Annotated in this window: 14 protein-coding genes; 8 read left to right on the plus strand and 6 right to left on the minus strand. The window is 69.2% G+C overall.

Going from position 1 to position 13,020, the window contains the following annotated elements:
• Window positions 1–49 precede the first annotated feature (49 nt).
• Window positions 50–490 (plus strand): universal stress protein, encoded by a 441-nt coding sequence (locus tag GN153_RS12940; protein ID WP_159903447.1) that lies wholly within the window; start codon window positions 50–52, stop codon window positions 488–490.
• Between the two features lie 75 nt (window positions 491–565).
• Here the strand turns inward: GN153_RS12940 and GN153_RS12945 are convergent, their stop codons facing one another.
• From GN153_RS12945 to GN153_RS12955, 3 genes are all read right to left on the minus strand, one after another.
• The gene (locus GN153_RS12945) at window positions 566–1,813 is read right to left on the minus strand and encodes an RNA-guided endonuclease InsQ/TnpB family protein (RefSeq protein ID WP_159903449.1); all 1,248 of its coding nucleotides are present in this window, start codon (window positions 1,811–1,813) and stop codon (window positions 566–568) included.
• Between the two features lie 181 nt (window positions 1,814–1,994).
• Window positions 1,995–2,519, minus strand: coding sequence for a GNAT family N-acetyltransferase (locus GN153_RS12950; RefSeq protein ID WP_159903451.1), 525 nt, complete (start codon window positions 2,517–2,519; stop codon window positions 1,995–1,997).
• Window positions 2,516–2,884 (minus strand): universal stress protein, encoded by a 369-nt coding sequence (locus tag GN153_RS12955; RefSeq protein ID WP_159903453.1) that lies wholly within the window; start codon window positions 2,882–2,884, stop codon window positions 2,516–2,518. The genes GN153_RS12950 and GN153_RS12955 overlap by 4 nt, the downstream gene beginning before the upstream one ends.
• A 116-nt stretch (window positions 2,885–3,000) precedes the next feature.
• Here GN153_RS12955 and GN153_RS12960 point away from each other — a divergent pair, with 116 nt between their 5' ends.
• Entirely contained in the window at window positions 3,001–3,777 is a 777-nt protein-coding gene (locus GN153_RS12960) for a DUF5806 family protein (RefSeq protein ID WP_159903455.1), read from the plus strand.
• A gap of 6 nt (window positions 3,778–3,783) precedes the next feature.
• On the opposite strand, the gene GN153_RS12965 is transcribed toward GN153_RS12960, so the two are convergent.
• The 3 genes from GN153_RS12965 to GN153_RS12975 form a co-directional block, all read right to left on the minus strand.
• The gene (locus tag GN153_RS12965) at window positions 3,784–5,229 is read right to left on the minus strand and encodes a dihydroorotase (protein WP_159903457.1); all 1,446 of its coding nucleotides are present in this window, start codon (window positions 5,227–5,229) and stop codon (window positions 3,784–3,786) included.
• 83 nt (window positions 5,230–5,312) lie between these two features.
• Window positions 5,313–5,705: an NUDIX domain-containing protein gene (locus GN153_RS12970; RefSeq protein WP_159903459.1), complete on the minus strand. Its 393-nt coding sequence runs from the start codon at window positions 5,703–5,705 to the stop codon at window positions 5,313–5,315.
• A gap of 78 nt (window positions 5,706–5,783) precedes the next feature.
• Window positions 5,784–6,845, minus strand: coding sequence for a hypothetical protein (locus GN153_RS12975; RefSeq protein WP_159903462.1), 1,062 nt, complete (start codon window positions 6,843–6,845; stop codon window positions 5,784–5,786).
• A gap of 107 nt (window positions 6,846–6,952) precedes the next feature.
• Here GN153_RS12975 and GN153_RS12980 point away from each other — a divergent pair, with 107 nt between their 5' ends.
• The 6 genes from GN153_RS12980 to GN153_RS13005 all read left to right on the plus strand — a co-directional run bounded on the left by GN153_RS12980 (window position 6,953) and on the right by GN153_RS13005 (window position 12,972).
• Complete coding sequence (locus GN153_RS12980) at window positions 6,953–7,846, plus strand: hypothetical protein (RefSeq protein ID WP_159903464.1); 894 nt, start codon at window positions 6,953–6,955, stop codon at window positions 7,844–7,846.
• Window positions 7,847–7,917: 71 nt separating this feature from the next.
• On the plus strand, window positions 7,918–8,694 hold the full coding sequence (locus GN153_RS12985) for an HpcH/HpaI aldolase family protein (protein ID WP_159903466.1): 777 nt from the start codon (window positions 7,918–7,920) through the stop codon (window positions 8,692–8,694).
• 86 nt (window positions 8,695–8,780) lie between these two features.
• Window positions 8,781–9,929, plus strand: a complete 1,149-nt coding sequence (locus tag GN153_RS12990) for a thiolase domain-containing protein (RefSeq protein ID WP_159903468.1) — start codon at window positions 8,781–8,783, stop codon at window positions 9,927–9,929.
• Window positions 9,929–10,351: a Zn-ribbon domain-containing OB-fold protein gene (locus GN153_RS12995; protein ID WP_159903470.1), complete on the plus strand. Its 423-nt coding sequence runs from the start codon at window positions 9,929–9,931 to the stop codon at window positions 10,349–10,351. The genes GN153_RS12990 and GN153_RS12995 overlap by 1 nt, the downstream gene beginning before the upstream one ends.
• 113 nt (window positions 10,352–10,464) lie before the next feature.
• Window positions 10,465–11,673, plus strand: a complete 1,209-nt coding sequence (locus tag GN153_RS13000; RefSeq protein WP_159903472.1) for an LLM class flavin-dependent oxidoreductase — start codon at window positions 10,465–10,467, stop codon at window positions 11,671–11,673.
• Window positions 11,674–11,775: 102 nt separating this feature from the next.
• Complete coding sequence (locus GN153_RS13005) at window positions 11,776–12,972, plus strand: acyl-CoA dehydrogenase family protein (protein ID WP_159903474.1); 1,197 nt, start codon at window positions 11,776–11,778, stop codon at window positions 12,970–12,972.
• Window positions 12,973–13,020: the final 48 nt, after the last annotated feature.

Consider the following 13,020-nt stretch of genomic DNA (forward strand, 5'->3'; position numbering starts at 1 on the left):
GGGTGTCCCGACCGGGGACTTTTTGCCCCGGCTCCGCGCACACCCCCGTGTGGACACCGAGCTCGTACTCACGCCGGTCGACGGGAGCGAGGACGCCCGCCGGGCGGCCGACTACGCGGTCGCGGTCGCCAGCCGGTACGGGGCGGACCTGCACCTGCTCTTCGTGCTCGACCAGCGGGTCGCCCAGGGGATCCAGACCGGCGACATCGAGGCCGGGGCGGTCGCCGAGACCCACCGGGAGTTCCTGTCGGAGGTACACGACCGGGCCGGCGACCACGACGTCGACATCACCACCTCCTCGGCGGCTGGCTTCTCGACGAGTAGTCTGAGCCGGACGCCCGGCAGCGTGGTGCTCGACGCCGCGGAGGAGCTGGATGCGGACTTTCTGGTCGTCCCGCGGGAGACGCCCGCAGACGACGTCGACGTGACCATTGGCAAGGCGGCGCTGTACGTGCTCCAGTACGCCGACCAGCCGGTACTCTCCGTGTAAACTACCCCACCCTACTCCCTCGGTGCTCCGCGCCTCGGTCCTTGAGGGTGAGGCTTTGATGTGGACTCCCGGAGATTAGTCGCCAGCAATAGGCTGGTGGCTCTCGCCGTTCAACGTCCCACCATTCACACGCAGGTTTACTTCTGCGTCTCCGCTCCCCGACTTGGGCGAGGAGCGGAGTCTGTGTGTCCGCTTCCGGGCGTACCGTAGGCCGATGTTCTTCGCGCCGTTGTAATCCGCGTTCACCTCGTACCCGCACTTCTGGCACTTGAAGTGTTCACCGTGACGGTTATCCTCGTGTGTGAACCCACAGTCCGTCCGAGAACAGCGTTGGGACGTGTGGTTCGGTTCGACTTGCTCCACGGAGACGCCCCGCTCGGGCGCTTTGTAGGAGACGTACTCGAACAACCTACGGAACGCCCATACGTGATGCCACTTCGCGTGCGAAAGCCGCTCACGAATGTCGGTTAACTCCTCGAACGCGATAACGTCACAGTCGTGCTCGACGGCTTCCGTGACGAGTTCGTTAGCGACGGTGTGGATGTACTGTTTCCGCCACGCTTCTTCTCGCTTGCCGAGTCGAAGCAGGGCGTTGTGTGCGGCTTGCGTGCCGCGCTGTTGCATCTCACCGCGCCGCTTCTCGAACTCGCGGCACCAGTGGTCGTAGTCGTCTCCCTGCCAGAACGTGCCGGTTGAAGAGACGGCGAGACTGTTGACGCCGAGGTCGATACCGAGGACTGTTTGGTCGGGGTGCCCGGTATCTGCCGAAACCTCTTTGTCGCCGTCTATCCGCCGAGTCGAAATGTTGAGGTAGAACTCGCCGTCCACCGCGTCGTACCGTAGTGTACTCTCGCGGAACTCGTAGTTCTCGGAGAGTACGTATCGCTCGTAGGGCGTCGGGCTGTCTGCCGGGAGAACGAACGAGGGTTCGACCCGACCCTCGACAGTTGCCAGCGACACCGTATTTCGGTAGAATGTCGCGCTTCGCGTGTCGTAGTCCATCGTCTCGGCGGTGAACGTGGGGCAAGAGACACGCTGTCCCTTCTTCCACCGTTCGATAACGCCTTTGACGGCCTCGACGGCGCGGCGAATCGCGGCTTGGACGAGTTGTGCCTGTAACTCTGTCTCCTCTCGGAGTTCGGAGTAGAGCGCGTCACGAATCTTCCGCTTGTTGGTCTTGCACTCGGTGTAGGAGGTGTCGGACCAACAGTAGTCGGCGGTTCGGTTCGCGCAGTACAGGTATTGGTCGGCGGTTCGGTGGAGTGCGTCGCGTTGCTCGTCGGAAACGGCGAGTTTCACGACGGCGGTTCGACGCACGCCCATACTTCAGAGAAGACCCAACGGTACTTATATGTCCGGGAGTCAGCCCGGCGGAGTACGTCGGTTGTGTTCCACCATGTCGGTTTCCTCTCCGGCCTACTCGCTCCCTCCGGTCGCTCCTTGAGGCCGGAGGCTCCATCTTGAATTACGCTGACCGGTCGGTCAGCGGCCCGTGCGGGCTGCCCTACGCTGCCAGCCGGATCCCCATCTCCAGTTCGAGCCCGCTCTCCTCGGTCGTCTCGAAGCCCACGGAGTGGTACAGCCGGACGGCGGGGTCGTTCCACCGCTCGACGGTCAGCCAGACCCGGTCGATTCCCTCCTCCTGTGCCAGCCCCAGGAGCGTCTGGAGGAGTTCGGTCCCGATGCCCGCGGACTGGTAGGGCTGGAGGACGAAGATCGCCAGCTCGTAGGCCCCGTTGCCGTCCGGGACGAGCATCGCGTGACCGACGACGTCGCCGTCGGCGACCGCGACGACGGTCGGACAGTCCGGGCCGGTGACGGCGTCGAGCCACTCGCGGATGGCGTCCTCGCGGCTCGGCGGGATCCCCTGGGCGCGGTCCTCGGGGTCGAACTCCACGTACATCCCGACCAGCGCCTCGTAGTCGTCCTCGTCGGCCGTGCGGATGGTGACCGGCCGGTCCTCCCGGTCGGTGAACTCCCGGGGCGGGGGCGGGAACTCGCCGGCCGGTTCGTCGGGGAACTGCGTCATCTGAGCAGGGTCACGGAACTGCGGGCGTTCAGCAGCACGAACTCCGCGGCGTCGCTCAGGCGGACCTTCCCCATCGGGCTCCGGGTCCCGCCGGGGATGACCAGCCTGTCGTAGCCGCCGGCGTCGGCCAGCTCGACCAGCTGGCTTCCGGGGTCGCCCTCGACGTGCTCGACGCGGGCATCGAAGCCGAGTTCGTCGAGGTGGTCCCGGACTCGTGTTTCGACGGCCGCGACGTCCTCGGCCCCGCCGTCCCCGGCGTAGACAGCGACCGTGAGGTCGTCGCCGGCCTCCCGGGCTCGACCGACGACGGCCTCCAGGGCGGCCCCGGCGTCGTCGCCGGCACCGATACCCAAGAGCAGTTTCATATCCACATAGCCGACACCGAGCGGCCAAAAGCTTCCGGTCGCGGCCGCTCCTGGGAGGGCGGGCCGGGACCGCGACCGGCGACACCCTTTTTCTCGGCGCGCGCGCAACGACCGGCATGCCCGACGACCCGGCCGAGGCAGACGACCGCGACGGTGCCGACGACGACCGCGAGGACGACGACGCGTCAGAGACGGCTCCCGGCCCCGAATCGGCCGGGACGGCGGCGACAGCGGAGCCGGACATGCCCGACGAACCGACCGGGACGGACGAACCGGCAGCGGCGGACGAGCCGGCCGGAACCGGCGAGTCAGACGGGGCTGACGGGTCAGACCTCCCCGAGGACGTCCGCACCTACGACCGCTTCACCAAGATCGACGGCAGCACCTACGACCGGGCGAACGACTTCCTGCGCGAGCGCACCTACATCACCGCCCGCGAGTGGGCGATCGCCCGCCTGTGCGCCGATTTCCGGACCGAAACGGGCGTCGAGATGACGAAGATCGGCGAGAACCTCCCCGAACTGGTCCCCTTCATGACCGACACCTACACTCCCCAGGCGGTCAACCAGGCCCGCGCGTCCTTCGAGGAGAAGGTCCGCAAGTCGGGGGCGACATTTCTCTACGGGGCGATGAGCGACTTCTTCACCGCCGAGGAGCTGGACGACGTGATGTACGAGGCCACCGAGGTGGCGAAGTTCCTGCTGGAGGTCGAGGGGGTGGACCTCTCCGTCGAGGAGGAACTTGAGGCCGAGGACCAGATCTCGGAGGTGATGCGCGAGGTTCGCGAGCACTCCGCCGCGCTGCGTCACGACCAGGTGACCTGCCCGGAGTGTGGCCACCACTTCGAGGCCACGGGAGCCGACGCCAACGACGCGAGCGCCGGCGACGACTGACGCGGGCTACCGGCCGGACTCGCGGTCGCCCTCGCCGGCCCCGGCGGGTCCACCGCCGTCTTCGCCGGCGCCGGTGGAACCGCCAGTTCCGGTTTCGGTGCCGGCTCCGCCTTCGTCCGCGGCCCCCGTCTCGCGGCCGACGGGGGCGGGCTCCCCGGCGTCCGGCCGCGGACGCCGGACGTTCCTGCCCCGGTGGTCGGCGAACGGTTCCGCTGCACTGCGCTCGTAAACGACCGTCCCGCGGACCATCGTCCACTCGGGGAACACGGCATCGCGGCCCTCGAAGGGCGTCCAGTCACACTTCGTGTGCAGGTCCTCCGCACGGACCTCCGTGCTCGTCCCCGGGTCCACGAGCACGAGGTCGGCGTCGTACCCTTCGGCTATCCGGCCCTTCCCCTCGACCCCGAAGACGTCGGCGGGGTTCGCGGCCGTGAGGTCGCGCACGCGTTCGTACCCGATCCGGCCCGTGCGGGCCTCAGCGAGCAGCAGGGGAAGCGCGGTCTCGACGCCCGGGACGCCGCTCGGCGCCTCCCAGATGCTCGCCTCCTTCTCGGCGCGGGTGTGGGGGGCGTGGTCGGTCGCCACCATGTCGACGGGCCCGTCGGCGACCCGGTCGAAGACCCGCTGGCGGCGCTTCTCGCGGCGCAGCGGGGGGTTCATCCGACCGAACGTGCCCAGCTCCGTGAGGTCGCTCCGGGAGAGGAACATGTGGTGGGGCGTCACTTCGGTGGTCATCCCGGCCTCGCTCGCAGCGTCGATCCCCTCGGGCGTGCTGGCGTGGGCGATGTGGACCTCCGTCTCCCGCTCCTGGGCGACCCGGCAGGCCCGCTCGACGGCGGCGACCTCCGCACGGGCGGTCCGGTAGGCCGACCAGGCATCGGCGTCGGTCCGCTCGCGGGCGCTCTCGTTGAACCGCGAGGCGTCCTCGGCGTGAACGGTAACGGGAACCTCCTCCGTTCGGGCCCGGTCCAGCGCCCGCGAGAACAGCGGCGTGTCGATCCCCATGTCGCCGGTCGAATCGGCGAGGAAGACCTCCCCCAGCGCAAAGAGCGGGCGGTCGAACAGCGTCGAGGGCTCCCAGCCGTCGACGACGCCGCCGTTGATCCCGTAGTCCACGAGGGCGTCGGTAGCAAAGTCTTCCTTGCCGTCGAAGGCAGCGCCGTCGACGGTCGGCGGGTCGGTGTTGGGCTGGTCGACGACCGTCGTCACGCCGCCCGCCGCCGCGCTCCGTGTGCCGGTGGCCCAGGTCTCCTTGTGGGAAAAGCCGGGCTGGCGGAAGTGGACGTGGACGTCTATCATCCCCGGGAGCAGTCGCTTGCCGGTGGCGTCCCGGACCTCTTCGCCCTCGCCGGGGGAAAGCGCCCCGGCCTCCGCGACGGCCCCGACCCGCTCGCCGTCGACGCGTACGTCACGCCGCCGGCCGTCGGCGAGCGTGGCGTTGCGGATGAGCATACCCCCTCTCCCCCCGCGCCGCGGTTAAATCTTCGCAGGGCGGTCCGGGACCGCGGCTCTCCGGGTGTCGACTCCCTCCCGTTTCAAATACCTTCGAAGGTATCACCGATCATTTCCGCGTGGTCGAAGCCCGTCGGCGGGAGGTCGCCGGGGTCGACGGTGCGAACGCGGCGGGCCTCCTCGCGGGGCTCCGGCCGGGGGTCGTCGGCGACGGGCCGGCAGCGGTAGGCGGCGCTGACCGTCCCGCGCTCGTCGCGGTCGGGGTCGTCGTAGAGGCCGACGAACTCCTCGACTTCGACGTCGAGGCCGACCTCCTCCTGTACTTCCCGGACGCAGGCCTCGCGGGCGCGTTCCTCGCGTTCGACGAACCCGCCGGGCAGGACCCAGTACCCCTCGTAAGGGTCGTGGGTGCGCTCCATGACGAGCACCTCGCCGTCGAGGACGACCACGCCGTCGGTCGCGAGCGGTCGCGTCATGGCTGAGTCTGGGCGGCCGAGATACGTATCCCTGGCGCCCCGATTGCCCCGACCCGGAACGCTGCCCCGACCACCGTACTACCGCCAGTCCAGGCCCTCGGGGTCGGCCGGCGGCGCGAGCGGGCTCGCGGGTACGTCCCGCTGGATCTCCGGCGTGTTGTACCCCCGCGGCGCGAGGTCGTTGGGAGCGTCGGGGTAGAAGACGGAGGCCAGCGCCTGTAGCTGCCGGCGGCCCACGCCGAGTTCGAACTGGCCGCCGCCGTAGAGCTGTATGTCCCGCTCCAGCGCGTACTCGAGGGTGTCGAACAGCGCCTCCACAGTGCCAAAGCGCGAGGGTTTGATGTTCAGCCACTCGGGCTCGAAGGGCAGGTCCTCGACCGACCCGACGCCGGTGATCGGGTAGTCCCAGGAGACCCGGCCCTCGTGGCCCTCGAACAGCGGCCGGGTCTCCTCGGTCAGCGCGGGGTCCTCCACCACTGCGTCGGGGAACGTCTCTAGAACGAGTTCGTAGAGGTCCGGGTCGGGCTCTGCGTCCACCTCGGTCCCCTCGTACAGCCCCTTCAGGTCGAGGATGCGGACGGGCGCGAGCCCCGCCACTCGCTCGGCCAGCGCGGGGGTCCACTCGGGTGTCGGGTCGAGTTTGAACGCGAGGTCACCGTGGACATCGAGGGCTTGCTCGAGCCGGTCGGTCGTCGGCGGCTCACCCAACCGCGTGCTGACGACGAAGCTGACGGGGTCGTAGCTCCGGCCGAGCGCGCTCCCCAGCGTCTCGCCGGCCTGCCGGAGCGCAAGGTCCAGCGCCGCACTCTCGAGGGCCCACCGCCGGTAGTGTCGTGATACCTCCCGGTCCGGTTCCTTCGCGGGAAACAGATCGAGGCCGTCAAGCATCGACGAGAAAGAGTCGAGGGTGTACTCCCCGGACAGCGGGAACCGGTCGCCGTCCGGGTCCGCGTCCAGCAGCGCCTCCTGGTCGGGCGTGTCGTAGGTCACGTCCTCGCCGCGGCCGGTCGCGTCCGGCCCCCGCAGGGCGAAGACCGTCGACACTCGGGTGAAGTCGCTCGACGTCTCGCCCTCTAGCCGCGAGAGGTCGTACCCCTCGACGGCCAGCGGGAGGTCGGCGACCCGGTCGTACAGTGTCATCGGCCGGAGTAGGCGGCGACACGGCCTAACCGTTGGGGTAGGCGCGCGCCCGGTGACGGTACCGCGGTGTCGACGGGGCTAAGCCGGTCGCCGCCGTACCGCCGGCAATGGCCGTCACGCTCGCCGCGGACGTGCTCTCGCGGTACTGCCGGTTCTCGCTGTACAACTCCCCGTTCGTCGCCCACGACCGCGGCTGTGCGGTCGACCTGTACCCCGGCGACGAGACGACGACCGCGACCGCGGCCCCCTCGCCGGTGGCCGGCGAGGTCGTCGACACCCGGACAGTCGCCGCCCCTCCCAGGCCCTACGCCGCCGACGAGGACCACCTGGTTCTGGTCGACACCGGCGACCGCGTCGCCCGGATGCTGCACGTCGACCCGTCCGTCGAGGCCGGCGACACGGTCGCAGTCGGCGACGCGCTGGGCGAACTCGTCCGGGCCGGCTTCTTCGCCCCCTGGGTCCCCAACCACATCCACCTCGGCTTCCGCGACCGCGGCGACGACCCCTACCGCGCCTCCGGCTCGCTCCCGCTGAAACTCGGCTCCGACGTCGACCTCCGGCCCGTGGACTGGGACGGGACCGGGAAGGTCGTGGCCGCCGGCGAGACGTATGCGCTGCTGGACGCGCCCGTCCACCCCGCGCCGGGCGACGCCTTCGCGGGCGTCGCGGCCGGCGGTGCCCTCGAAGGTAACGCGGTCCTCGACGGCGGCTGTACACACTACGAGGGCGGCGGGCTGCTCGGGGGCGGGGTGGCTGGCGACGGGAGCTGCAGGCCGGGCGACGGCGGGGAGACAGTCGCGCTCGCAGGGACGGCCGTCGGGACGGCAAGCGGGAGACACGTGACCTGGCGGGACGTCGAGGTGCGCGCGAACGGCGACCCGGTCATTGGCGTGGCGCTGTTCTGTGGCCGCGACCGCGCGGGCGTGAAACTCGTCGGAGAGGGCGTCGACCTGTCGGTAGGACAGGACGTTTACGTGACCATCGAACTGGCGGGCGACTGAGACACGGTCGGTTCCCGGCGTCGGGGCCGGCGACCACCCACAGTTTTCAGCCCCGGCACGGAAGCGGCTCCATGGCACTCGTCGACACGCTCAGAGCGCGCGAGTCCGCGGTCGGGAACTGGCTCTCGCTGCGTGACCCGGCGGTCGCGGAGATCAGCGCCGAACTCGGCTTCGACTTCGTGGTGCTCGACATCGAGCACACGACCAACACCCTGGAAACGGTGGTCGACATGGCCCGGGCCACCGACGCCGCCGGGAGCGGGACGGAGGCCATCGTCCGCCTGCCCTGGAACGACCCTGTCGTGATCAAGCGGGTGCTCGACACCGGTGTCGCCGGCGTGATGTCCCCGATGGTCGACGACGCCGACGACGCTCGGGCGTTCGTCGAGGCGACCCGCTACCCGCCCGACGGCAATCGGGGCGTGGCCGGCGGCCGCGCGTCCCGGTACGGCCTGGAGATGGACGAGTACGTCCAGGAAGCGAACGAGCGCGTGCTCACCGTCGCGCAGGTCGAGACCGAATCCGGCTTCGAGCACGTCGAGGAGATCGCCGCCGTCGACGGGCTCGACGGCCTCTTTCTGGGTCCGGCGGACCTGTCGGCCAACCTGGGGATGTACGGCGAATACGAGTCCGAGCCCTTCCTCGACGCCGTCGACCGGGTGGTCGAGGCGGCCCACGCCGAGGACAAGCCGGTGGCGACGCTCGCCTTCGGCCGCGAGGAGATCGAACGCTACGTCGACCTGGGCTTTGACTTCATGATGGTCGGGACCGACACCAGTCACCTGATGGGTGGGGCCGCGACCTCGAAGGCGACCTTCGAGGAGGCCGTGGCGGACCGCGACGGCTGACCGGGCGCCCGCGAGGACCGGTCCGTTCCGGCCGGTCCGGACGCGGACCAGCAACTATAAAAATCGACCGACAGTCGGTGGATGGTATGGCAGACCACACCGCCGCGATCGCGGGCGTGTACGAACACCCGACCCGGGAGGCACCCGACAAGTCCACGGCCCAGCTCCACGGCGACGTGGCCGTCGGGGCGCTCGAGGACGCCGGGCTCGAAAAGGGTGACGTCGACGGCTACTTCACCGCCGGCCGGCCCGGCCGGGTCATGTCGATGGTCGATTACCTGGGCCTGCAGGACCTGGAGTACGTGGACTCGACGGACGTGGGCGGCACCTCCTACGTCTCCCACGTCGGCCACGCCGCCGCGGCCATCGCGGAGGGGAAGTGTGAGGTCGCACTCATCACGATGGCGGGCCGGCCGCGCTCGCGCTCCGGCGACGGCGGGCCACCCTCCGGCCCGCAGGCCGACTTCGAGGAGACCTACGGGATCGGCACCGTCAACATGTACGCCCTCGCGGCCCGCCGGCACATGCACGAGCACGGCACGACGGCCGAACAGCTCGCCGAGGTCCGCGTGGCGGCCTCCGAGCACGCCCAGTACAACGAGGACGCGATGTTCCAGGACCCCGTCACTGTCGAGGACGTCGTCGAGTCCCGGCTGGTCAGCGACCCGCTGCACCTGCTCGACTGCTGTGTCGTCTCCGACGGCGGCGGCGCGGTCGTCGTCGTCAGCCCCGAGGTCGCCGACGACCTCGACCGCGACTGCGTGTCGGTGCTGGGCCACGGCGAGGCCGTCAAACACCACGACGCCGGCGACATCGACCTCACCTATACCGGGGCCGTCGAGTCCGGCCCGCGGGCCTTCGAGGAGGCCGGCATCACCCACGACGACGTCGACTACGCCTCCATCTACGACTCCTTCACGATCACCGTCGTCGAGACGCTCGAGGACCTCGGCTTCTGCGAGAAAGGCGAGGGCGGCGAGTTCGTCGAGGGGGGGACGCTAAAGGCGCCCGACGGCGAGTTACCCTTCAACACTGATGGGGGTGGCCTCTGCAACAACCACCCCGCGAACCGCGGCGGGATGCCGAAGATCATCGAGACGGTCCGGCAGTTGCGCGGCGAGGCGAACGAGGAGGTTCAGGTGCCCGACGCCGAAATCGGGCTCTCCCATGGCACCGGCGGCAGCCTCGGGACGCGGATGACCAGCACTACCCTCGTCCTGGGGGGTGACCGGTGATGTCCGACGCCGGTGCCGGAGACCTCCCGTCACCCGACGTCTCGCCGACCCCCGAGACCGAGAAGTACTGGGCGGCCGCCGCCGAGGGTCGCCTGCTGGTGATGCGCTGTGCGGACTGTGACCGGTTCTACCACCCGCCGCGGGCCCGGTGTCCGGACTGTCTCTCCGAGAACACCGAGTGGACAGAGGCCAGCGGCGAGGGGGAGATCTACGCCCACTCCGTCACCCGCCAGATGGGGCCGCCCTACCACGAGGCGACGCCGTACGTGGTTGCCTACGTCGAACTCGAGGAAGGGCCCCGGATGCTGACCAACGTCGTCACCGACGACCCCGAGGCGCTCTCGGTCGGCCAGTCCGTCGAGGCCGTCTTCCACGAGACCGAGGACGGCGAGTACGCCATCCCCCGGTTCCGGCCGGTCTGACCCGGCGGGCGGGCGCCGACCCGCCCTCCTGTCCTGGCCCGCCCCGAGCCACCCCGCTTCGTCCCGTCCTGTTCACCGAAAGATACTTTGGCTCGTTAACGCTTCTCACGGCCATGCAGTTCGGCATCTTCTACGAGCACCAGTTGCCCCGGCCCTGGGACGAGGGCGACGAGCGCCGTCTCTACCAGGAGGCCTTAGAGCAGGTCGAGCTGGCCGACGAGCTCGGTCTGGACTACGTCTGGGAGGTCGAACACCACTTCCTGGAGGAGTACAGCCACTCCTCGGCGCCGGAGGTGTTCCTCGCCGCCGCCGCCCGCAACACCGAGCAGATCAAGCTCGGTCACGGGATCAAACTGATGCCCCCCGAGTACAACCCACCCCCGAGAGTCGCCGAGGAGGTGGCGACGCTCGACCTCGTTTCCGAGGGCCGCGTCCAGTGGGGCACCGGCGAGTCCGCGTCCCGGACCGAACTGGAGGGGTTCGGCGTCGAGCCGAGCGAGAAGTTCTCGAAGTGGCGGGAGGCCACCGAGCAGGTGGCGAACATGATGTCGATGGAGCCGTACCCGGGCTACGAGGGCGAACACTTCGAGATGCCCGCCCGCAACGTCGTCCCCAAGCCGATTCAGGACCCCCACCCGCCGCTGTGGATGGCCTGTTCGAGCCGGGAGATGATCGAGACCGCCGCCAGGTGTGGGGTGGGAGCGCTGTGTTTCGCCTTCGCCGACCCCGACGAGGCAGAACAGTGGGTCGACACCTACTACGAGACCTTCAGGGAGGAGTGTGTCCCCATCGGCCGGGCGGTCAACCCCAACGTCGCGATGACCACCGGCTTCTCCTGTCACGAGGACCCCGACGTGGCGGAGGAGCGGGGTGCCGAAGGGTTCGCGTTCTTCCAGTACGCACTGGGACACTACTACCAGTTCGGCGACCACACCCCCGGGGAGACGGACATCTGGGCGGAGTTCCAGGCCGCCGGCGGCGTCGACGCCCTCGATGAAGAGGACGTCCTGGAGTCGGCCATCGGGTCTCCCGAGGAGATCCGCGAGCACCTCAGGGGGTTCGAGGACGCCGGCGTCGACCAGGTCATCTTCGTCCAGCAGGGCGGCAACAACGAACACGAGCACATCTGTCACTCCCTGGAACTGTTCGCCGAGGAGGTGATGCCGGAGTTCCACGACCGCGACGCCGAGCACCGCCGCCAGAAGCGGACAGAGCTCGAGCCCTACGTCGAGCGGGCGATGGAGCGCAAGGAGACCATGGAGCCGGTCGACGAGGACGACCTCCCCCTGGTCCACCCCTACGAGCGGGCCGCCGACGACTGAGCCCGGGTCGCCCGAGGCCGGCGCCCCCCTTCAATCGCAAACGTGTGGGACGTTTCCACGTGTGCCATCCACATTTATCAGGGTGGAACGTAAGGGAAGTTCATGGACTTCAGTGTCCCCTCGGAAGCGAAACAGATCAACAAGGCGTTGGACGACTTTATCGAGCAGGAGGTCGACCCGCTGGAGAGCGAGCACCCCGAGTTCCTGGGGGAGGACTACGAGCGACACATCGTCGACGAGGACCACTACCAGGTCCCCGAGTACCGCGACATCGTCGAGCAGATCCGCAAGAAGTCAGTCGAGGCGGGCTTCTACGGCATGTCGATGCCAGAAGAGGTCGGCGGGGGCGGCGTCGACATCCTCACCCGCGGCATCGTCGGCGAGCACCTCGCCAACCGGCCGCCGGGCTTTCACAGCGCCATCCTCGGCGGGGCGGGCGGCCCGACGCCCATCCTGATGGAACTCGACGACGAACAGCGCGAGGAGTACCTCTACCCCGTCATGGAGGGGGAGAAGACGACCTGCTTCGCGCTGACCGAGCCCGACCACGGCAGCGACCCCCACTTCATGGACTCCACCGCCGAGAAGGACGGCGACGAGTGGGTCATCAACGGGAACAAGTACTGGATCACCAACGGCCCCTACGCCGACTTCGCGATGGTCTTCGCCCGGACCTCCGGCGAGCCCGGTGACTACGGGGGGATCACCTGTTTCCTCGTCAACGACGACAACCCCGGCTTCAGCGTCGAGAAGGTCCACCGGACGATGGGCCTGACGCCGGGCGGGCAGGCCGAACTCCGCTTCGACGACTGCCGGGTTCCCGAGGACCAGATCCTCGGCGAGGTCGACGAGGGCTTCACCGCCGCGATGGAGTGGATCGGCGGCGGCCGGATCAACATCGCTGCGGCCGCGGTCGGCAACGCGCAGTTCCTGCTGGACCTGGCCGTCGACTACGCCCGCGAGCGCGAGACCTTCGGCAAGCCCATCGGCCACCGCCAGGGCATCTCCTTCCAGATCGCCGACCTGGCGACCGACATCGAGCAGGCCCGCCAGCTCTACCGGTACGCCGCCTGGAAGATCGACCAGGGCGACCGCGCCCGCAAGGAGGAGTCGATGGCCAAGCTGCGGGGCGCTGAGCTCCAGAACAAGGCCGCCGACATCGCGATGCAGGTCTACGGCGGCGCCGGCTTCATGAAGGACCAGCCCATCGAGCGCCAGTACCGTAGCGCCCGCGTGCTGCGGATCTTCGAGGGAACCGACGAGATCCAGAAGCGGACCATCGCCCGCGAGCTGATCTGAGGGGTCGACACACCGGTCGGCACGACCGCGTTTCTCCTGCCGTCTTTT

Source organism: Salinirussus salinus (genome assembly GCF_009831455.1).
Taxonomy (GTDB): domain Archaea; phylum Halobacteriota; class Halobacteria; order Halobacteriales; family Haloarculaceae; genus Salinirussus; species Salinirussus salinus.